We start from the raw sequence: 22,534 nt of genomic DNA, 5'->3' as shown, positions 1-22,534 counted from the left end.
CTTGCCTCTATTATCGGGAAAAAGACCTGCCCAGTAGCCTATTCACTAATTCCAAATCTCATTCATTTCCGTCAAGATGAGTGGCTTACCGTCGGTAACCACAATTGTGTGTTCGTGTTGCGCCATAAAACCACCTTTGTCGCCAACCATGGTCCAGCCGTCCTGTAGTGTTTCTGCATAGGTTGAGGTGGTTGAAATAAAGGTCTCGATGGCGACGACTGAATTCTTTCTAAACCGTGCTGTATTGGAGCGGTCCCGAAAATTGGCGATTTCACTGGGCTCTTCGTGTAGGCTTTTGCCGATGCCGTGGCCGGTGAGGTTTTTGATGACTTTGTAACCCTGTTTTTTGGCTTCCGTTTCCATCAAGTGGCCAATCTCTGAAATACGCACCCCGCCTTTTATATTACTTATTGCCCTGCGCAAAATCTGTTTCGAGGCGTCTACAAGTTTTTGGTGTCGGTTGATGTCGTTGCCCAGTATAAAAGAGCCGCCGTTGTCAGACCAAAAGCCATTCAGTTCAGCCGATACATCAATGTTGATTAAGTCGCCCTCTTTCAGCACCCGTTTGTCAGACGGAATGCCGTGGCAAAACTCATTGTTTACGCTGATGCACGTCCAGCCGGGAAAGCCATAGGTCAGATACGGCGCTGATTTAGCCCCGTAATCGGCCAGGATCGCAGCGCCATACTCGTCCAGTTGCTTAGTGGTCATACCGGGTTGGGCGTAGGTTCGCATTGCTTTCAGGGTGGCCGCAACAGCTTCACTCGCTTTTTGCATTCCGATTAGGTCCGCTTCTCTGGTTATCGACATACGGGTAGTTAGTTATTCGTTTAGTGGGTCATTGCCCAGCTGACAAGGAAGGCCGCTGACTTCAGTCTATTAGGATCAAACTGAACAACCATCGTTTTAGGTTCTCGGCGCATTGGTATTCATCAATCGAAGCAACCGACAGGCAACGTACCCGGCCGCTCATTGAACTGCTATTGGATAGGAAAGTACGGCAGTATAGTCAAAGATAAGCGGTAAGGGAGGTATTGGATACCTCAGATCATGGTCAACATCAAGCATTGGCGATGTGACGATATTCTGTGTTCTATCTGCCGACAACTAAAGCCGAATGATGAACTACTGTACAAGTTTTATTCTACGGCTCATAACATTCGGTCCCGATGGTATGTGGCGCAAAAGCGATAATTACTGCTGATGTCGCGCTTCGTCAGCCTCCATAACGCCAAGCCGATGTTGACTGTGGTTTTAATACTCGACTTGAAGAAGATTAAATTTCTTAGTGAACTCATAGTCAAGCTCGTTAATTATTTTGTACAAAGCCGGAACTGCTTTTCCAACGTAGTCAAATGTGAAGTTTAAATACATATTCTCGGTGAAGTTTTCATTAGGAAATTGCCGTAAGAAATCCTTAGAGATTTTGCTTCTATTATGAACCGCTAAGTTTCTCTGTTTGACTAGAAGATTTATTTGGTCAGCTTTCTCTTTAAAGACCTCTATCCCAATTCTGTCTCTGAAAAACTTTTGAATGCCATCTATGCCCTGATGAAAAAGCGCTTCAACCTTCTTTTCTACAATTGCATTAATTAAACTATTGTAGTTTGTGAATGATAGGATAAAGTCTATTTGCTCAGTCTCTTTAGATTTTAGCACTCTAGGTTCGCTTATGACAATTTCTGATAAAATCTCTTTGAAATAATTTTCAAAGTTGTCAACCGTCTTTACATACATCATCGTCGATAAAGTCATCTCGTAGTAATTTATCTCCAAAAACTCCTTTTCCATTTGCATGTCAAGTTCAAATGGGACCTCTAAATTTTCGTTGAATGTTTTGAGTTTTGTGATAGATTTTAGTAAGTCCTCATTAATGAGATTGTTACTTACTCTGAAATAAAGTAAAATCCTTTCAATACGTTCAAACTCAACAGCAGCTGTTGTAAATGATCTTGAGGTTGAAGTTTATCCATAAAATTGCAGGCAACGAGCAGGGCTTTATGCAGGTTGGGAATTAGAATTCCGTCCGCCGATAACCGCGGCTGATTGAAAATATAAAATTGAATCTGAGAACAAAAGTTGAGATTTATTCGTCCAGCCTGAACCACAGTTTGGATTTGCAATTAGCTGATGTTACAATGTCAAGCCCAACTTGCATAAAACCCAATGTTGCACGCATGGCATTTTTTGGTTTGTCAATCTGTGGTCTTAGTCAGCAAGACCTTATTATTCAAAAGCCACAACTTACCTTTTACGCCTAATCCTAAAAAGAAATCCGGATGTCCGTGATAGCTTGTGTCGGACTGCAAAAGTTCCTTTCTTATAGTTGTGTCGAGCCATTCAAAGTTAAAATCTTGTTTGTCATAATTTGGTGATACATAATCTGCATTAAAATATTTCGTCTTGAACTGTCGGTACGTTACTGTGTCAAAATATAAAACGGCTTGTAAATAACTATCCGATGGTCCAGGAATACTTAGCCGTTCGTTTTGTCCTGAATTGTCAATGAAAATATACTTAAACTTAACATGAGTTGGCTTGTATGTCACAAGGTCTATAATCTTTGAAAGTTTGCCTGTGTCGGTTGAAAGGGTTGTTGATTTGTTGCCTTCCTTTACTGTGTCCTTATCTGTTTCTCTTACCTGTTGTCCACAAGAGAAAAGTAATACAGAAAGAAGAAGTATCAGAACAATTTTTGTCATAGTAAATGTAGTCGATATGCTTGCGTGCAACGTTTTGGGGCTTTGCGATGGTGGGGCAATCGAAGCACAAATCTTCAATTTTGCACAAAAGTTTAATCTAAGAAATACCGTTGAACTTTGCAGTTTCGCCCCACTATTGCAAAACCCTTGTTAGCGGTAGGCGTTTTGTATATTTTTAGTCATTTTTTTAATAAGTCCTGTATACGGCGTTTCAAATTTTCTTTGCTTGTTGAGATAATCAATTTCGTTTAGTCGTCCTAGTTTTCCCATACAAGCAATGCAATTCGCTCTAATTACTTCATTGTTTATAGTATTTGAAAACTCGATCATATTTTTCAAATTGTTGATAAGTTTTACATATAAATTATCATTAATATTTTGTCTATCAATCTTGAAAGAAATCATATTTAAAGAATAGCTATATTTTTTTATAAACTCAATTTCTTTACTTTCATTAGTTGTCAAATCGAATTTTTCAGCAACACTTAAAATTGTACTTAACGCTTCAACAGTAGTAAGTTCTCCCAAAATACCAAGCACAAACTCTGAAATTTTATCTTTTTTTATAAGTAATTCCTTTAAACCGTTTAATCCAAATTCCAAATAAACACAAACTATATCAGTCCAAGTCGCTAATGGAACATACGATTGTTTATTTATTGGTTTCCATTCAAGTCTTGAAGATAGTTCCTTTATGGGTTGAACTAACGTTTGGTCTCCATTTTTTAGAAGTTTAAGAATGTCTTCAACTTCAACACCATTCGTCTTTTCAATTCTTTCTAGCTTTTTTATGATTTTTGATATTTCAATCTGTTCCATTACTGTTTATGTTACTTTTGACGGTTTGTTATTTTACGCTTACCGCTAACTCATAAATAGACGCACTTTTTAGCATATAGAACAAATCTAAATATATACTGCTCAAATATAATAGAACCACGCCCTATGGCAACGCAATAGTCTGACAATCAAGATACTGAGCTTAAGTAATTTTTGAATCTGCGTCATCAAACAATACAAAACACGCATTGCGTATTTTGTATTGTTTGATAAGGGCAAGTTGTATTGACGCAACTCAGAACCGCCTAAACCTACAAAAAATAGCGCAAGTGACAAGCGCCAAACTAGCGGGCTTATCACTTGTGCTATAGCAATTACTCAAGTCTGTTTACTTGACCAGGTTCTTGAAGGCTGAGCCGAAGATCAGGTAACTGGTGTTGCCGGCAATCGTGCCTTCGTTTTGGCCCCAGAAGAAAGGCCAGTCGTCGTAGTTTTCAAAGTGGTCGGGTTTTCTGAACAACAGGCCCGGTGCCACGTTCCCCGGAATAAAGGAAAAGTCAGCCCGGTTGTTCCCGTAAAAGACGGCTTTGGGACGGGTAGCCCCCACCGCGGCCACCAATGAATAATTGTGGTACGGATGGCAGCCAAACAAGTAGTTGCTCACTTTAAAGGCATGGCTGGCGTCGATAATATCCGGGAAATACTTGCTGGCAAAGCAAACGGTCGTACCAAAGTTGATAACCTCGCCGCTACCGGCCCAGTTGCCTAGCCCAATGGGTACGCCATAGGGGTTGTTCTTTTCAAGCCCTTTGATGTAATCATTGTACTTGACTACATAAGGCCGGAGCTTTTCTTTATAGGCTGCGTCCATATGCGGTATGGCGTCCAGGGCTGTTAGCAGCGTGAAGTTCACGTTGCGGTCGAGCGCAGGCCACAATTGTTCCTGAAACTTGGTAAGGTATTCCTGCTCTCCGGTCGAGATGTACAATTGCAGGTTGGTCGAAATGCTTGAGCCAAACCGTCTGGCCATGTTGTCTTGTGGTTGGCTGGCGAGCAACTCCGTTGCTTCTTTCAGCAATCGTTTCGACTGCACCAAGGCCCGCGCCGACAGTTCGTCGTTGTACCCTTTTAGGGCCCGGCTCGCGGCCGCCAGCATCGTGGCTGCGTTCAGGTCAAGGCCCGCATTGCGGCTGGTGAAGGCCCACAAATCATCCTTAACCCCGCTTGACCGGCCATCGGCGGCCACTTCGTAAGGGCCCAGATTCGGATTGTACGGAAGACCATCGGTGAGCGAAGCCGCGTCGCCGAGGTGATGGTAATTATCGAGCACCGAGTTGGAGAGCGTTTGCGCCATATGGCCGAGCGTCTCGGCCTGCGCCACCAGATTCAGGGTGCCATGCTCGATAAACTGCAATACGTCGGGCGTACCATCGGGGCGGTGCAGGTCAACGTACCGCTGCTTCTGGCTAACGAACGTTTGGTCGCGCGACGGTTTGAAATATTCCCACGTCCGCACGAAGTTTTGCACTACGCTGATATTCGCCCCGGTCTCGATGTCGAAATCGCCAGCGTCGAAGAAACCACCTACGTTCAGGCCGGGGATCAAGTCGAGCGCCTTGTACTTGGTATCGGTGGTTGGGCCCTGCGCGTGCAGATCAAAGTGGTCGGTGTTGGGCGGCGCCTGCCGATAGCCCTCCTTGAACGGTTCGCCATGCCAGATGCGGTAGGCTTCATTTACCGTCATGTGGTTCATATGGATTGGAATCCAGATGTCGCTTGTGGCATCGGTGATCTTATCGTAGACGCTGTTGTCGATCAAAAAGTTGTTCGTCTGCACAGTCCCGTACTTGATGTAGTAGATACCGGGTTCTTTCACTGACGTAAAGTCGAATTTCACGTAATGGTATTTGAAGTAGTCGCCCCACGCTTCGATTTTACCGTTGAATACGGCGCTGGCATTGCCGTCTGTACCTATCTTATACAAGGCGGCAGTTGCCTGTGGCTTGTCTTTCTTGTCGAGTTCGATGACAGCCACTTTGGGTTGCGTAGCGCGGTAACCCACCTGCGAGAAACCAATGTTGGGTTCACGTACCCAGCCTTTGATGGCATTGGGTTCAACGGTCCAGGTCAACACCTTGCCTGTTTTGCCCGCTGGCAGCATACTGCGCACGACGAACCAGCCATTTTGCGCCAGCACACGGCCGTCATACAGCATAAGGTCAGCATCCGGCGAGGCGATTTTTATCAGGCGCGACGGTTCGTCGGGAGCCAGCAGAAACGTACGTCCTTTTTCCAGCGGTAGCGGATCGATAAACCGGCCGGTGCCCCGGTCGTCGGAGGTATTGTACCCTTTAAATTGCTTTGGCTTTTCGCTATTGGGTCGTGTGGCGCTGTTGCCGACTACGTAACGCGGAAACCGGTTGTAGCGCCCGTCCATCAGGTACGTCTTAGCCCAATATTGTGAGGGCAAAAACTCAAGGTTAAACCCGGCCGCTCCTTCCAGCGCCTTGGGAAGCGGCTGATCGAGATAAACGGCGATCTCTACCCCCTTGCCTTTTCCTGTAACGACTACCCGTGAGCTGAAGTCATAGTCTTTATACCGCAGGGTCGCCTCGATCGTGTTCGTTGCCCGGTCTACCTTTCGGTTGGAAACCTCCGGCACCAGATCCCACTGCTCCGGCGTGTTCGACAGCCGCACCGCACCACCCTGGGCTGTCCGTACTCCGTGGTGGATCAATTCGATACCGGCATTCTTCTCATCGTTAAACCCGCCGGTAAACAAATTATTATACACCAGTACATTGACACCCTGCGTCTCGAAATACTCAAGATTATTGAGTTTCAACTCCTGACTCAACGCATGGTTGTATGCCCCGAGCAGTAGCACTATTACTGATAAAATGGTTAGTTTCTTCATGTCAATAAAAGGGTTCATCACTAAAAAAGTCACTAATCAACTGACTAATTAGGAAGTCAATTGAGAAAATAAATAATGAGTAGCGCAAACTATGAATTATCCATTTTTAGTAGCACGCAATTTTGTGCATCGGGTAATGTAGATTTCTGCTTTCAGATCATGTTGATTAATGTGAATTGGTGTACGAATCGTACTATTTGTGTACTGTGATTTTCTTGGCTAGCTGATACGAAAATTTTGTATCCTCCTTATTTTATGAGATGGACGAACACGTACCCAGATAATACATTATTCAGCTGACGGCTTTTCTGTAGCAGAAGGATATCTGCGCCAACGGAAGCAGGATTACACCTAGTGCGCCTTAAAATTCCATTTGGAATTATCGCTGTTGGCGTCAAACTCGGCCAGGGTGGGGGTGCTGTCTCCAGAAGAGACCAACGCTAATGGTTTGCCTGAATTAGGTACTTGCTTGGGCATGATCCGGTACGTACCGTCGGTGAGTTGGTCAATTCGCCATAGCTGTTCGGGAGTACCGGTGAAGGTTGGAACCGTCGTGAGTTCGGCGTCTGCCGTTGCTGCCAGGGCACGTTCTGTTCCGGCAATGACGATTTTGTAATAGGGACCGCCAAGGTAACCACCCGCCGTTGGAACAGCCGTAATCGTCCACTTTTGATGGGGGCGAAACATGTAATCACCGATTCGCACACCAATCGTACCCGTTGGCCAGGTTTTAATCACGTCGGCTAGTTCCTGCGATGGAATCGATTTTATTGGCTCATCATTGTTACGATTCGGTCCGCGCGGGCCAACGGGCATTCGTGTGAAGTCAACGATCAATTCTAACGCATACCCACGCCGTTCAGACTCAATTTCGTACGTCCCTTCTTTGATGTTGTTGCCGGCAACGGGCCATCCATTTTTCCAAAGCAACGGACGGATCCCTAGTACACTACGAGCGCTCTGATCCAGATCGGCTTCGTAGTGGCAGGACATTTTTTCAACGCCATCGCCAAGAATGACCCGGCCAAAGTGTCCGGGACCGTTAACTCGGCCACCAGCCGCCAGTACCATTTTGCCGCCGCCTTTTAGCATGTCCCGCCCCATGTTATCAAGGTATGGACCGGTTACTTTTTTGGAACGGCCAACCACAATATTATAGGTCGAATTTGGGCCGTCGCAGCAGGTTCCATGGGTGCCGAGCAGGTAATACCAGCCATCCCGGTAGATCAAATCGGTGGCTTCACAATCAATGGCAATGTTGATTGCTTTGTTTCCTGCGACTCGTTTTCCCGTTTTAGGGTCGAGTTCGATGAGGCGGATGAATCCAAAATAAGTACCATACGATAACCACAAACGACCGTCGGTTGGATCAAGGAGCATCCCCGGGTCAATGGCATCATTGTCTTCAACTCCATCTGATGAGGCAACGACGATCGCTTCCGTATACTTAAAATCGGGCGACTTGGGATCGAGTGTCTTGTTCCACATGGTCAGTATCCGCCCATTGTGTCCGCCTCCCAAACCGCCACCTGTTGCCCCGTAGGCAACCAGATACCGGTCGCCAATTTTCACTACATCCGGGGCCGCTCCACCACCCGGTCGTTCTGCCCCACCGTTCCATGTCCAGCCATCTTCGGATATCAGGCCACCTCGGCCTGTGCCAAACGTATAATACTTTCCGTCACATTCAGCGATGGTTGATGGGTCATGAATAAACGGTTTCCCGACTTGTGCCTGTATGGTTTCGGTCGACCACACTGACAACAGGGCTATTGCACCAATGAGTTTAGTCCTTAGGTTCATGGTAATGTCAATTCTGTAAAATAGATAGCTTCGAAACAGGCAGATCAATTGATTTTATTCGTAACTGATCGTGAGATCCTTCACTGGCTTTCCGTTTTCACCCAGGAAGCGAACACAGAAATCACTCATGCCAGGACCATTAATAACGGCCCCCCGAATTATATTTTTTCCTTTGTTAAGCGTCAGGCGATTTGAAACGCAGTCATCCATGACCATCCGCCTGTCGCCAGAAAGCATCACCGACTCTTTGCCATTCAGCCACCACATCGATGCCGAATTTGACCCAACCGCCATTCTGACATTTTTCAATTCCTGCGGACTATCAATGACCGTCACTGCCCAAAATAAAACGCCGTAGACTGGCTTTCTCAATCCGTAAGCGAAACGGAATAACTTGACGTTGTAATTGGTGCTTTCAAGGGCATGCCAGGTCAATTCCTGATCGCCTGCTTTTACTTTATCGCCGTCTTTGGGGAGCGCCGTAAACTGGTTTTGAAAATACTCGGTTGCGAAGGCCGTTCGGAGGTAACTGTCTGTAAAAACAGTATTGGTGCGGTTAGGCTTATTGATAGGTTCCAGTAACAACCAACGTTGGATGAAGCCTTCAGCATCCGGTGTCTTTTTTGCTCTGGTGGCCGACGTGAAGTAGGGAGAAAGACTTCGTACGGTGTCGCTTTTGGCAGTACCTGCCGTTTGACTTTTTGGCGTGACGGAACAGCTTTGTAGGCCTAGGCCTGCTAAAAAGACAAAGCCCGCTGCCAACGCCAATTTTTCACAATGTAGACTCATGGTTTATGCGTATAGTGGTTGCAAGAGTTTTCGGGATAGTGGTGTAATCGCTGGAAAATTGTCAGCCGCAAGCACGATGCGGAGGGAGTTGTTGGTGACTATGTTGTGCCTGACAATGTCTTTTTTTCTTTCAGTATCAGCCAATGCTAAACGAACCCTTTGGCATCCGGTGCTTTTCGGGCGGTAAAGGCCGATGTGACGAGTATAGACAGGGTATGGGATGTATCACCCTTCGACAGATGTAGGTAAGGAAGTGGTATGTATGGCCCTGAACTCCGGGCGATAAGGCCACCTGTTGTCAGTAAGGCGGATACGACAACAAAAAATACAACCGATAACAAGGGGGCACACTGTCTGTACATAGCAGGTTTACAGAGTACTGGTCAGGTTTTATACAGCAAGTATAGTTCAAAAAAACCTACTCAATGTGTAATCGGTTGCATTCTCTTTTTAAATACACTATTTTCTATATAGTGTATATTTATCTCAACGGCATTGACTACCGTTAATCCGCCTCCAGTAGTATCGTGGGTACGTTGACTATCCGCCAAACTGCGCAGATCGGCCGTTTGGGGCCATTACTCATCGAGAATAGGGCGATATGGTGACGCGGCGCAACTTTGGACTTTGACCCTGAAGATTAAACTCCTTCTAACCCTATCTTCGCAGGTTCTTTTTTCACCACCGCATTTCATCGAACCGCATGGAGCGTTTTACCGGCCTGCTCGGCATCGTACTGATTTTAGGCATTGCCTTTGCCATGTCGAACAACCGAAAGGCCATCAATTACCGCACCGTTGGTGTGGGGCTGGGGCTGCAATTTGGCCTCGCCGTCTTTGTACTTAAAACCGACCTAGGGCAGAATGTCTTCAACTACCTCGGTTTTCTCGTTAATAAAACCCTTGAAAACGCCGACAAGGGAGCGGCCTTCGTCTTCGGCACACTCGTAAACCGCGACCTGATGGTCCGCGCGTTTGGTAGCGGCAACGACTTCGTTTTCTTCTTCAAGGTGATTCCCACCATCATTTTCGTGGCGGTGCTGGTCAACATCTTCTATTACCTTGGCATCATGCAGCGGATTGTAGCCGTGATGGCGCGGGTGATGAAGTGGCTGATGGGCGTAAGCGGCGCCGAAGCCCTCTCCAACGTCGCCAGTACGTTTGTGGGGCAGGTCGAGGCGCAAATCATGATCAAGCCGTATCTGGGCACCATGACCAACTCCGAACTGCTGGCCTCCATGGCGGGTAGCTTTGCCTGCATTGCCGGGGGCGTGCTGGCCGTATATATCTCGCTGGGTGTGCCGGCCCCGTATCTGCTCGCCGCCAGCATTATGGCCGCACCGGGCGCGCTAGTGATCTCGAAGATCGTGTTTCCCGAAACCGAAGCGTCGACCACGCAGGGCACGGTAAAGCTGGAAATCAAGAAATCGCACGCCAATCTGGTCGATGCCATTGCCAGCGGCGCCAGCGAAGGGCTGAAAGTAGGCCTCAACGTGGTAGCCATGCTGATCGGCTTTATTGCCTTGATCTCGCTCATCGACATGATTCTGGGCAAAGTGGGGAGCCTGTCGGGTTTCTCGCAACTGAGCCTCAACTTCCTGCTGGGCAAGCTGTTCTCGGTGTTTGCCTGGGCGATGGGCGTTCCGGGTAAAGATGTGGAAGCTGCCGGGGCGCTGATGGGCACCAAAATGGTGGTGAATGAATTTGTCGCCTACATCGACCTGGTAAAGCTCAAACCCACGCTCGATCCCAAAACCATTGCCATCACCAGCTTTGCCCTCTGTGGGTTTGCCAATTTCTCGTCGATCGCCATCCAGATTGGCGGGATCGGCGAACTGGCCCCCAATCGCCGTACGGATCTGGCCAAGCTCGGCTTCAAAGCCCTGATCTGCGGCACGTTGGCCAGCTATATGTCGGCCACCCTGGCGGGACTTTTATTGTAATCAATAGCCAGTTTACAGTATGCAGTATACAATGGCTCCCTTATCCGGCGCGTAAATGTGTAAATGCAACTGTAAACTGCATACTGCAAACTGTACACTGATTTTATGCGTATCGGAATTTTCTTTGGCGGGCCTTCGCGGGAGCGCGACGTATCGTTTTCTGGCGGGCGCACGGCGCTGGCCAACCTGAATAAAGCCCTGTTTGAGCCCGTATTGGTGTTTGTCAGCGGCATGGGCGATTTCTATATCGTCGAGCCCGATTTTCTGGAGAACGAGTCAATTAGGGCGGCACTGCCCGAGCAGGATGGCTTCTCGGTCTACGACGAATCATTGCCCGATGACGACGAACTTATTCCGGGACAACTCATCGGCCCTGAGTTTTTTGAAGCCTATTTCGATCTGGCGTTCCTGGCCATGCACGGCCCCGACTGTGAAGATGGCGCCATTCAGGGCCTGCTCGAATGGCACAAGATGCCTTATACCGGGCCGGGTATTCTGGGCTCCGGGCTGGGCATCAACAAAATCCTGCAAAACCACCTGATTGCGCTGGTAACGGGGCAGCAGAAAAAGACCGCCACCATTGGCCGCGATGCCTGGTTGCAAGCCGATCAGGGCGCGTACTTCTCGTCGCTGATCGAGCATCTGGGCCTGCCCATCGTGGTGAAAGCGCCGCATCAGGGGTCAAGCATCGGCGTGGCCATCGTGCGCGAGAATGACCTGGGTACGTTCCAGAAGGCCGTGAACCAGTGCTTTTTCACGGCGCAGCTATCGATTGCCGAGTGGGAAGGAATGGATGAAGCCGCCAAGCGGGAGTATGCCCAACGGATGGCAAACCTCAGTGCGACCATTGGTTACCCGATGGTGATTGAAGAAACCGGCGAATACGTCGGCAGCCCGGTCGAACTCATTCAGACACTAAACGACTACGCCGACAATTCGGAAACCGAAACGCTGACCTTGGCCTCAATTAACGCGGAAGACGAGTTGCTCTTCGAGGAGTTTATTAACGGACAGGAATTCTCGTGTGGCGTTATTCAGGACGACGATGGCCGCGCCATTGCCCTGCCGCCCACCGAAATTTATAACGCCACAGCCTTCGATTACGAGACCAAATACCTCAGCAGCGAAGCCAAAAAGCGCATTCCGGTCGCCACGAGTCTGGAAAACAACCGGGCTATCCAACTGGCGGTCGAGACGGTGTTTACTAAATTGGGGATCAACGTCTACTCGCGCATCGACGGCTTTCTGACGCCCGATCGCGATGGCGAGCCGGGGCGTGTCTTGCTGCACGACCCCAACACGATTCCGGGCATGTCGCCGACGTCATTGATTTTTAAGCAGATGGCTGAAATCGGTATGAATCTGAGCGATTCGCTGACGTACCTGATTCGGCAGTCGTTACGGGAACGCATCCGCACGGGCAAAGACACGTTCCGCCTGAAACAAATGCTGGCCGACCTCGATGAGCGCCTGGCCGACCGGAAAGCGGCCGATTTGCCCGAACAGGCTATTCCGTTTGGCCCGTCGGACGACGAGTGGACAATGGCCCGTGCCCGGTACAACGATGCCGCCGCGCTGGGCGAAACGCGTCCGCAACTGGTCTACGCAAAATTGGACACGGAGACGTACAACGTACCCGTTCATTGTCTCTTTAAAGATACGATCGCCGACCTGGAGCAGGCCCTCACGACCCCCCGGCATCCGCTGCTCGACGAAACCACCGAACGTACCCGGCACATCACGGGAAAATACGTATAAATCGGCTCTAATCTGCCTTTAATGTGCCCTAAATGAGTCAGAAAGTGCTGTTTCTGACTCATTTAGGGCCATTCTGTTTTGTAACCAGTTATAAATTGTCTATAAGTACAGGAAGTGTATCCTTGGTAAAATAGAGTACTTTTTTGATAAAATATTGAGATAAATACGGGAATGTTCATTAGTAGATAGCGATGAGCAGAAGGCTTTTGAGGTAAGTATCATTATTCCCCCAATATTATGCCAAACAAATCTATTCGAAACGTGCCAGGCTATAAGCGGCAGGAGGCATTCACACCAGGATGGCCCCAGACACGCAGCTTATATGTGCTGTGCCTTGCTCTGCTACTCTGCACGACGAGCGCTCTCGCGCAAGTTCGGGTCACGGGTCGCGTCATTGACGATCAACAGCAGGGTATTCCCGGCGTGAGTGTCGTCGTGAAAGGGACGACTGCCGGCTCCGTTACCGATGCCACGGGTGCCTACTCGGTAAACGTACAGAATACCAAGGGCTCCCTGGTGTTCTCGTACATCGGGTACGTTACACAGGAAATTCCGCTCAATGGGCAGACTTCGCTCAACGTTACGCTAGCGACCGATACCAAATCACTGAACGAAGTTGTGGTTGTGGGTTACGGTACGCAACGGAAAGAAACGATTACGGGCTCAGTTGTAGCCGTGAAAGGGGGTGATCTGGTTAAATCGCCAACAACCAACCTGTCTAACTCACTGGCCGGGCGTCTGCCGGGTGTAACGGCGGTAAACCGCAGCGGTGAGCCGGGTTATGACGGGTCGACCATCCGGATCCGGGGTACCAACACACTGGGTAACAACAGTGCGCTGGTCGTTGTCGATGGTATTCCTGATCGTGCGGGTGGTCTGGACCGGATCAACCCGGCCGATATCGAGACCATTTCGGTACTGAAAGATGCCTCGGCCGCTATTTACGGGTCGCGGGCCGCTAACGGCGTTATCCTGATCACGACCAAGCGGGGCAAAACCGGCAAACCGCAGCTGTCGTACACCTTCAACCAGGGTTGGGCGCAGCCCACGGTGGTGCCTAAGCTGGCCAATGCGGCTGAATACGCCACCATGCTGAATGACCTGAACATATATGAACTCCCGGTAGGGGAGTGGGGCGCTGCCACCCAGGCCTACAAAACGGCGGGTACATATACCCGGCCCGACGGCTCGGTGCGTACGGCGCCTTACTCGCCAACCGACATTCAGAAATACAACGACGGTTCGGATCCCTGGGGTCACCCCAACACCGACTGGTACAAGTCGACCCTGAAAACGTGGTCGCCGCAGTCGCGCCACAACCTGCAACTGACGGGTGGTACCGAAGATTTCAAATACCTGGCTTCGCTGGGCTATCAGAATCAGGACGCGTTTTACAAAAACTCGGCCACGGGTTACCAGCAGTATGATATCCGCCTGAACCTCGACGCCAACATCAGCAAGAATCTGCACGTGGCGTTGGGCATTCTGGGCCGTGAAGAGTTCCGCTATTACCCGACGCGCGGTGCCACTGCGATTTTCCGGATGCAGATGCGGGGCAAACCCAACCAGCCGGCTTTCTGGCCCGATGGTCGTCCCGGTCCTGATATCGAAAACGGGGAAAACCCTGTCGTGATCACGACCAACGCCACGGGCTATGACCGCGACAAGCGTGATTACATCCAGACCAACGGGCAGCTTGACTTCAAAGTGCCGGGTGTAGAAGGCCTGAAATTAAGCGCGACGGCGGCTATCGATAAGCTGAACCAGAACAACCGGCGTTGGGAAACACCCTGGACGCTGTATGAGCGTGGCGCGGGCGTAGACGCCAATGGCAACCCGAACCTGACGGCCAGCGTACGTGGTCCGGCAGAACCCCGTCTGACACTGGGTAACAACACGCAGCTCAACATTCTGTTGGGGGCTATCGGTACGTATGAGCGCAAGTTTGGCGATCACGGCCTGACGGTTCTGGCGGGGGTTAACCGCGAAACTATCACCGGTGACAACTTCAACGCTTATCGTCGTTACTTCATCTCGCCTGCAATCGACCAACTGTTTGCTGGGGGGGCGCTGGAGCAAAACAACGGCGGTGGTGCCTTTAACCGGGCGCGCTTGAACTACTTTGGCCGGGTTGCTTACAACTACAAAGACAAATACCTGTTCGAATTCCTGAGCCGGTACGACGGATCCGACATCTTCCCGGCGGCAACGCGCTACGGTTTCTTCCCCGGCTTCATGGCGGGTTGGGTAATTTCAGAAGAGAACTTCTGGAAATCAGCCGCACCGGTGGTGAACTACTTCAAGCTGCGGGCTTCGTGGGGCCAGTTGGGTAACGACCAGATTTATCTGCCTGGCACCACTACGCTGGCTACGTACCAGTACCTGGCTACGTACGGGTTCAACACGTACATTATCAACAACGCGCAACAGCAAACGCTGGGCGAGGCGCGGATTCCAAACCCCAACATTACGTGGGAGGTGGCCAACAACGCTGACATTGGTTTGGAAGGGCAGTTGTTCAATGGCAAAATCAGCTTCGAGTTCGATTACTTCAACAACCTGCGTACGTCGATCCTCTACCCGCGTAACGCCTCAGTACCCCGTACGACGGGCCTGACGCTGCCTCCGGAAAACATTGGCCGGGTACGTAACAGTGGTTTCGACGGCCAGATTACGTATAACGGACAGGCCGGTGGGCTGCGCTTCAACGTGGGGATAAACGGTGGCTACGCACAGAACAAAATTCTGTTCTGGGACGAAGCGCCCGGTGCACCTGACTGGCAGCGGACGACGGGCCGACCCATCAACGCGTATCTGGCGTACCAGTATGATGGTGTGTTTGCCACCCAAGAAGAAATTGCCGCCAACAAACTCGACTACTCGGCGATCGTGAAGACGCTCCGCCCCGGCGACATGAAGTACAAAGACATTGGTGGGCCAAACGGTTCGGGGCCAGATGGCAAAATCACGCCGGATGATCAGGTACGTAACAACCGCACCAACCTGCCCCTGTTCCAGGGTGGTCTGAACATGACGGCCTCGTACAAAAACTTCGACCTGACCATTCTGTTCCAGGGTGCAGCCGGGGCACAGCAGTACATCAGCCTGGGTGAATCGGGTAACATCGGTAACTACCTGAAGGAGTTCTACACCGACCGTTGGACGGTAGAAAACCCCAGCAGCGTGCATCCCCGCATTGCCAACCGCAGCGATCAGTACTTCTCGGGTGGCAACACCTACTGGCTGCGTTCGGCCGATTACATCCGCCTGAAAAACTTCGAGCTTGGTTACACCATCCCCGAAACAGTAGGCAGAAAAATAGGTATCAGCAGCCTGCGGGTTTACGTAAACGCGCTGAACCTGGCAACGCTCTACAACGGGCTGGGCTCATTTGACCCCGAAGCCGACAATGCCACTGGGCAGTACTATCCGCAGTCGCGCATTATCAACACCGGCCTATCGCTTCGCTTCTAACTCATTGACTTCAGTTATGACACGTTTTAAAACCATCGTACTAACCCTGTTTGCGGCATCGTTTACCGTGACGGGTTGTAACGACCAATTTGTAAATACGCAGCCGCTCGATCAGGTATCGGGAACGGCCGTCTGGTCAGATGCCGCCCTGGCAGAGGCCTTCGTGACGGGTATTTATGCGGGGCTTGGCCAGGGAGGGTTCAACGAGCAACAGCTCGCCTCGCTGACCGACGAAACCATTTTTACGCACCCTGGCCGTGACATCACGACCATCACCGAAGCGCGCTCGAACCCGGCCAGCCCTGGCTGGATCAACGAGACGATCAACTGGAACAACATGTACCTGCGTATCCGGGCCTGTAACCTGGCGCTGGAGAATCTGGCCAAGCCTGGCTTCCCGAATAACAACAATATCGTGGAGCGGCTGACGGGTGAAACCAAATTCCTGCGGGCCTATTACTACCATCAGCTGGTACGTTACTACGGCGGTGTGCCCATCGTCGATCGGGCCTACTTGTTGGGTGAAGCCGATTACTCGATGCCACGCAATACCATGGAGGAGTGTATCAACTTCATCGTGAAGGATTGTGACGACGCGGCTGCCTTGTTGAAAGGGAAATCGATGGTGAAAGGCCGGGCTAATGATGTAAGCGCGCTGGCGCTGAAATCGCGGATACTGACCTACGCGGCCAGTGATCTGTACGACGCGGCTACGGCTAAATCGAAGTCGACAGCCCATGCTGCCTTTGCTACCCCGGCCCTGTTGGGATATACCTCGGGCAGCCGTACGGAGCGCTGGCAGAAAGCCAAAGCCGCCTCGAAAGCGGTGCTGGACATGACTGGTTACGGATATCAGATGAACCTGTCGGCTCCGGTAAGCAAAGACGCGGGTACGACAAACTACATGAACATCGCGCTGTCGCGCAGCGGTGGTGAGCAGGACGTCCTGTTCTCGCGCCTGTTCATCAACCAGAAGCCGGAGGCCGGTGGGCAACAGGGTTTGTTTAATGGCCCCAACGGGTACCACAACTGGGCTGGTAACACGCCGGTATCGTTGCTGGTCGATGACTACGAAATGATGGATGGCACCAAGTTTAGCTGGAGCGATCCCGCTAAAGCAACGACGCCTTACGCCAACCGCGACCCGCGTTTCTACGCCTCGATCCTGTATGACGGAGCGCCCTGGAAACCCCGTACAGCCGACGTAGCGGCTAAAGACCCCGCCAACCAGATTCAGACGGGTCAATATGAAATAACGAGCGGTAGCGGCAAGGTGTCGGTAGCGGGCCTCGATACGCGCAAGAGCACGGTCGAAGACTGGAACGGCAGCTATACGGGCTACTACATGCGGAAATTTATCGATCCGAACCCGGCAATCGTCGATCAGAACACGTATCAGCAAATTCCCTGGCCGTTCTTCCGGTATACGGAAGCTGCGTTCAACTACGCTGAGGCTTGTATCGAACTGGGTGAAGATGCCGAAGCAAAAACGTGGCTGAACAAGATCCGCTTCCGGTCGGGCATGCCTGCCCTGACTGAAACGGGCGACGCGCTGCGGCAACGGTATCGGAATGAACGCCGGATCGAAATGGTGTTTGAAGAACAACGCTACCACGATGCCCGCCGCTGGATGATTGCGCCCGCAACGCTCGGCCGAAAAGCCAATACCATCAGCATCACAGGTACGTTGAAACCCGGCAAGACGATGAGCTTATACCGCTATGATCCCACCAGTTACGATTACACCTACCGCGTGGTAGACATCGATCCTGGTAAGGAAAACCGGGCATGGCTCGACAAAATGTACTACCTGCCCATCAGCCGCGACGAGAGCAATCGAAACGCCAAGCTGGTGCAGAACCCAGGCTATTAATCGTCTGTAGGAACGCTCATAAGTTAACCGATGCCAGTTCAAACCGAGCTGGCATCGGTTGTTTTAAGCCCTATGCTTTATGAAAACGAGGTGGTTACTAATCGGGATTGGGTTGCTGACCAGCCACACCCTACGAGCCCAAACGACGATTCGGGTGAAGGGCGGGGCCAACTGGCAAAAGGCTATTCCCGCCGCTCAGCGATACCGATACGGTGAGTTTCGGCCCGGCACCATAACGTTCATAAACGGTACGTCGGCAACAGGGCGGCTCAACTACAACCTGTTGCTTGGTGAGATGCAGTTTGTCAATCCTGCCGGTGATACACTGTCGCTGGCTGATGAATACAACATACAGGCCATCCACCTGGGCGAAACGATGTATGTCTACGACGTCAGGAATGGTTATCTTGATGTGCTGGCCGAATATGGTACGCTGAAACTGACGAGCAAGCTACTCCTCAAACCGGTGCCGACCGACAAAACGGGTGGTTACGGGCAATCGTCAGGTACGTCGTCAATCGCTCAGTACCGATCCTTTGCGGGTGCCAATGGGCAACTGACGCGGCTTGAGCAGCCGGGCGACCTGTTGCTGAAAAAGGTGGAGGAATACTTAATCGTCGATGCCAATAAACGCGTTCATCGAACGACTGAAGCGGCTATTCTAAAGCTGTTTGCCCGGCACAAATCAGCACTTCGCGCGTACATTGAGGCGCAAAACATCGATTTTCGAAGCGAAGAAGATTTAAGAAAACTGCTCAGCTATGCGAGCAGTAAGTTGTAATTTTGATAGGTACGTTATTCCCTTTGTATGTCATTTCGACCGGTTTCTGCCTTTTCTCTACTTCTATGCATTGCTGTTGTCAGTACCAGTTGCAAAGACGCTTCGAATAGCGACCAAAAAACGGCTGAACAGCCTGCTGGTCCAACCTTGTTTACGCTGCTTTCGCCCGAGCAAACGGGCGTTACCTTCGCCAATAATCTGACCGAAGGCCCCAACACCAACGTGCTGATGTATGAATACTTCTACAACGGCGGCGGCGTGGCTGTGGGTGATCTGAACGGCGATGGCCTGGATGATATTTATTTCAGTGGCAACATGGTGCCCAACCAGTTGTACCTCAACAAAGGCAACCTGAAGTTTCAGGACATCACGGCAGCGGCGGGCGTGGCCGGGCGGGAAGGCCCCTGGCGCACGGGCGTCAGCATGGCCGATGTCAACGGCGACGGACGGCTCGATCTGTTCGTTTGTTATTCGGGGAGCTTGCCCGGGCCCAAACGCATTCCACAACTCTTCATCAACGACGGCCCCGATGCACAGGGCATTCCGCACTTCACCGATCAGACGGCCCAGTATGGGCTAGCCAACCCCGCGCAGAGCACCCAGGCTACGTTTTTCGATTACGACCTCGATGGGGATCTCGATCTGTTTCTGCTCAACCATAACCCCCGGCTGTTGCCCGTGCTCGAACCCTCGGCAACGGCGGCGCTCATGCGACAACCCGCCCCCGAAATCGGGGTACGTCTCTACCAGAACACGGGTAAACGATTTACGGATGTCACGAGCAAGGCGGGCCTGAGTAGCTCGGCCCTGACCTACGGGCTGGGCGTAGGCGTGTCGGATCTGAACGCCGATGGCTGGCCAGACCTGTATATCTCCAACGATTACGGCGTACCTGACTACCTGTATCTGAACACGAAGAACGGCTCGTTCCGCGATGCGCTGAAAACCAGCGTCGGGCACACGTCGAACTTTTCGATGGGGAACGCCGTCGCCGATGTGAACAACGACGCGCTGCCTGATATACTGACGCTTGATATGCTGCCCGAAGACAATCGGCGGCAAAAGCTGCTGATGGCGCCCGACAATTACGAGAAATATGCCATGAGCGTGGCGTCGGGTTTTCACCACCAGAACATGCGAAACATGCTGCAACTGAACAACGGCGACGGCACGTATCGCGAGGTGGGGCAGCTGGCGGGCATCTCGAACACCGACTGGAGTTGGTCGCCGCTACTGGCCGATTTCGACAATGATGGCTGGAAAGACCTGTACATTACTAATGGGTACGTTCGGGATTACACCAATCAGGATTACATAAAATACCTGAACGACTTCATGCAAAACCGGCCCGCCAACCCCAGTCGGGACGAGATTCTGAAGCTGGTATACCAGATGCCTTCGTCGAACGTATCGAACTACATGTTTCAGAACCGGGGGCGTGCCGACGACGCGCTGTTTACCAACGTCGGGAAGGCGTGGGGCCTGACGCAGACGGCTAATAGCACCGGTGCAGCCTACGCCGATCTGGATAACGACGGCGATCTGGACCTGGTGGTCAATAACACCAACCAGCCTGCTTTCATCTACCAGAATGACGCTAACAAAGGAATCGGCACCGCTGGACAACGTACCCACCACTACCTGACGCTGCAACTCAAAGGCGCCAAGGCCAACACGCAGGGGTTGGGCGCTAAACTGACGTTGTACCAGAAAAACAGCACGCAGTATGCCGAACAGATGCCGACCGGTGGCTACCAGTCGAGTATGTCGCCTAAAGTCCACTTCGGGCTGGGTGGCAACGCGACCATCGACTCGTTGCGGGTGGTATGGCCGGGCGGGAAGCAGCAAGTGCTCACCAACGTCAACGCTGATCAGGTATTGACGCTGCGTGAGGCTGAGGCGACCGGAAAAGCCCGCGCCACCAGTCCTGCCGCCACCCTGTTTGCCGAACAACCCTCGCCCGTTGCGCAGACGTACCCAGCGCTGCCTGTCAACGATTTCAAACGCCAGCCACTGCTGGTCAACGCTCAGTCGTTCAACGGGCCGTGTCTGGCCAAGGCCGATGTCAATGGCGATGGGCGTGACGATATCTACGCAGGCGGAAGCGTCGGGCAGGCAGGAGCGCTGTTTATTCAGGCTGCCAATGGCACTTTCAGCCGCAAGGCGCAACCCGCTTTTGACGCGACCAAAGCGAGCGATGATGTCGACGCCATCTTCTTCGACGCCAACGGCGACGGCAAACCCGATCTGTACGTGTGCGCGGGTGGTTACGCCGATTTCGCCCCCGACGATGCGCGTTTGCAGGATCGGCTTTATCTCAACGACGGCTCAGGTACGTTCACCCAGCAGGCGCTTCCGGCTATGCGCACCAGCACGAGTTGTGCGCGGGTTGCCGATGTGAACGGCGATGGCAAACCCGATCTGTTTGTGGGTGGCCGGGTGGTGCCGGGCCGGTACCCGGAAGCGCCCCGGTCGTATCTGCTCATCAACGATGGGCGGGGTACGTTCACCGATCAGACAAACCGGCTGGCTCCGACGCTGCAAAAAATCGGGATGGTCAGTGATGCCGCTTGGGCCGACCTCAACGGCGACCGTAAACCGGAGCTGATTCTGGTTGGTGAATGGATGCCCGTGACGGTACTGGGCTGGGAGGGAAGCCAATTGACCGACCAAACTGCAACGTACCTACCCAAGACTGAGTCTGGCGGGTACCATGGCTGGTGGAACAAACTGCTGGTAGATGACCTGAACGGCGACGGCAAACCCGACTTGGTGGTGGGTGGGCAGGGCCTTAATACCCAGTGCCGGGCCAGCGACGACCAACCCGCCGAACTGGTCTACAAAGACTTCGATAACAACGGTAAAATCGACCCCATCCTGACGCTCTTCGTGCAGGGAAAAAGCTACCCCCACGCCACCCGCGACGAACTGCTCGATCAATTGAGCATGCTGCGCGCCCGCTTCACTACCTACGACAGCTACGCCAACGCCACCCTGACCGATGTCTTTACGTCCGACGAACTGCGCGACGCCGGACGCCTGACCGCCACCGAGTTGAGGACGATCTGCCTGATGAGTTCAGCCAACGGAAAATGGCAGGAGAAACCGTTGCCGACGGCCGCGCAACTGGCGCCGGTCTATACGATCACCCCGCTCGACTACGACCACGATGGCCACCGGGATTTACTGCTGTGTGGCAACACCACGCAGGCCCGTCTGCGCTTTGGCCGGGCCGATGCCAACTATGGCGTATTGCTGCACAACGACGGAAAAGGGAATTTCACCGCCATTCCGCAGAAACAGTCGGGTTTCCGGCTCACGGGCGACGTGCGCAGTGTTCTACCCGTTGGTGATCGGCTGTTGATTGGGATCAACGGGCAGCCCATCCGGGCATATGGCAGCCGGTAACGGTAAGTGTTGAACGCGAAGGGCGCCAAGGTGCCGCGAAGAACGCAAAGGCTCTATGCGACACCTTCGCGCCCTTCGCGTTTAAACCACGTTTTCTACAGCGTCAGGTACGTATTCGAGCAGGTCGCCGGGTTGGCAGTCGAGGGCCTGGCAGAGGGCTTCGAGGGTGCTGAACCGCACGGCTTTGGCCTTGCCGGTTTTGAGAATCGACAGGTTAGCCAGTGTCAGATCGACTTTTTCGGCCAGTTCGGTGAGCGACATCTTCCGCCGCGCCATCATCACATCGACGTTCACGATTATAGGCATG

General features: G+C 51.9%; 14 protein-coding genes. 6 read left to right on the top strand and 8 right to left on the bottom strand.

The window, feature by feature from the left end:
• Nucleotides 1-45: 45 nt before the first annotated feature.
• The 7 genes from map to ACAW74_RS03600 all read right to left on the bottom strand — a co-directional run bounded on the left by map (nt 46) and on the right by ACAW74_RS03600 (nt 8,991).
• Nucleotides 46-810, bottom strand: coding sequence for a type I methionyl aminopeptidase (gene map, locus ACAW74_RS03630; RefSeq protein ID WP_370696826.1), 765 nt, complete (start codon nt 808-810; stop codon nt 46-48).
• A 444-nt stretch (nt 811-1,254) separates the two neighbouring features.
• A complete protein-coding gene (locus tag ACAW74_RS03625; protein WP_370696825.1) occupies nt 1,255-1,791 on the bottom strand; it encodes a hypothetical protein in 537 nt (178 codons plus the stop codon).
• A 404-nt stretch (nt 1,792-2,195) separates the two neighbouring features.
• Complete coding sequence (locus ACAW74_RS03620) at nt 2,196-2,702, bottom strand: hypothetical protein (protein WP_370696824.1); 507 nt, start codon at nt 2,700-2,702, stop codon at nt 2,196-2,198.
• A gap of 150 nt (nt 2,703-2,852) precedes the next feature.
• Nucleotides 2,853-3,521, bottom strand: coding sequence for a hypothetical protein (locus tag ACAW74_RS03615; protein WP_370696823.1), 669 nt, complete (start codon nt 3,519-3,521; stop codon nt 2,853-2,855).
• 349 nt (nt 3,522-3,870) lie between these two features.
• The gene (locus ACAW74_RS03610; protein WP_370696822.1) at nt 3,871-6,399 is read right to left on the bottom strand and encodes a cellulase N-terminal Ig-like domain-containing protein; all 2,529 of its coding nucleotides are present in this window, start codon (nt 6,397-6,399) and stop codon (nt 3,871-3,873) included.
• A 351-nt stretch (nt 6,400-6,750) separates the two neighbouring features.
• Nucleotides 6,751-8,202, bottom strand: a complete 1,452-nt coding sequence (locus ACAW74_RS03605) for a family 43 glycosylhydrolase (protein WP_370696821.1) — start codon at nt 8,200-8,202, stop codon at nt 6,751-6,753.
• A 54-nt stretch (nt 8,203-8,256) separates the two neighbouring features.
• Nucleotides 8,257-8,991, bottom strand: a complete 735-nt coding sequence (locus tag ACAW74_RS03600; RefSeq protein ID WP_370696820.1) for an acetylxylan esterase — start codon at nt 8,989-8,991, stop codon at nt 8,257-8,259.
• Between the two features lie 703 nt (nt 8,992-9,694).
• Between ACAW74_RS03600 and ACAW74_RS03595 the strand changes: the two genes are divergently transcribed.
• The 6 genes from ACAW74_RS03595 (at nt 9,695) to ACAW74_RS03570 (ending at nt 22,227) form a co-directional block, all read left to right on the top strand.
• Complete coding sequence (locus ACAW74_RS03595; protein ID WP_370696819.1) at nt 9,695-10,933, top strand: NupC/NupG family nucleoside CNT transporter; 1,239 nt, start codon at nt 9,695-9,697, stop codon at nt 10,931-10,933.
• 105 nt (nt 10,934-11,038) lie between these two features.
• A complete protein-coding gene (locus ACAW74_RS03590; protein WP_370696818.1) occupies nt 11,039-12,691 on the top strand; it encodes a D-alanine--D-alanine ligase family protein in 1,653 nt (550 codons plus the stop codon).
• 237 nt (nt 12,692-12,928) lie between these two features.
• A complete protein-coding gene (locus ACAW74_RS03585) occupies nt 12,929-16,165 on the top strand; it encodes a SusC/RagA family TonB-linked outer membrane protein (protein ID WP_370696817.1) in 3,237 nt (1,078 codons plus the stop codon).
• A 16-nt stretch (nt 16,166-16,181) separates the two neighbouring features.
• Complete coding sequence (locus ACAW74_RS03580; protein WP_370696816.1) at nt 16,182-18,038, top strand: RagB/SusD family nutrient uptake outer membrane protein; 1,857 nt, start codon at nt 16,182-16,184, stop codon at nt 18,036-18,038.
• Nucleotides 18,039-18,117: 79 nt separating this feature from the next.
• The gene (locus ACAW74_RS03575) at nt 18,118-18,819 is read left to right on the top strand and encodes a hypothetical protein (RefSeq protein ID WP_370696815.1); all 702 of its coding nucleotides are present in this window, start codon (nt 18,118-18,120) and stop codon (nt 18,817-18,819) included.
• A 27-nt stretch (nt 18,820-18,846) separates the two neighbouring features.
• On the top strand, nt 18,847-22,227 hold the full coding sequence (locus ACAW74_RS03570; protein ID WP_370696814.1) for a VCBS repeat-containing protein: 3,381 nt from the start codon (nt 18,847-18,849) through the stop codon (nt 22,225-22,227).
• An 81-nt stretch (nt 22,228-22,308) separates the two neighbouring features.
• On the opposite strand, the gene ACAW74_RS03565 is transcribed toward ACAW74_RS03570, so the two are convergent.
• Complete coding sequence (locus ACAW74_RS03565) at nt 22,309-22,533, bottom strand: helix-turn-helix domain-containing protein (RefSeq protein WP_370696813.1); 225 nt, start codon at nt 22,531-22,533, stop codon at nt 22,309-22,311.
• Nucleotide 22,534 lies beyond the last annotated feature (1 nt).

The organism is Fibrella musci, assembly GCF_041321105.1.
In the GTDB taxonomy this organism is placed as follows: Bacteria; Bacteroidota; Bacteroidia; order Cytophagales; family Spirosomataceae; genus Fibrella; species Fibrella musci.
The sequence above is the reverse complement of the archived record's forward strand: the minus strand, read 5'-3'. Positions and strand labels throughout refer to the sequence as shown.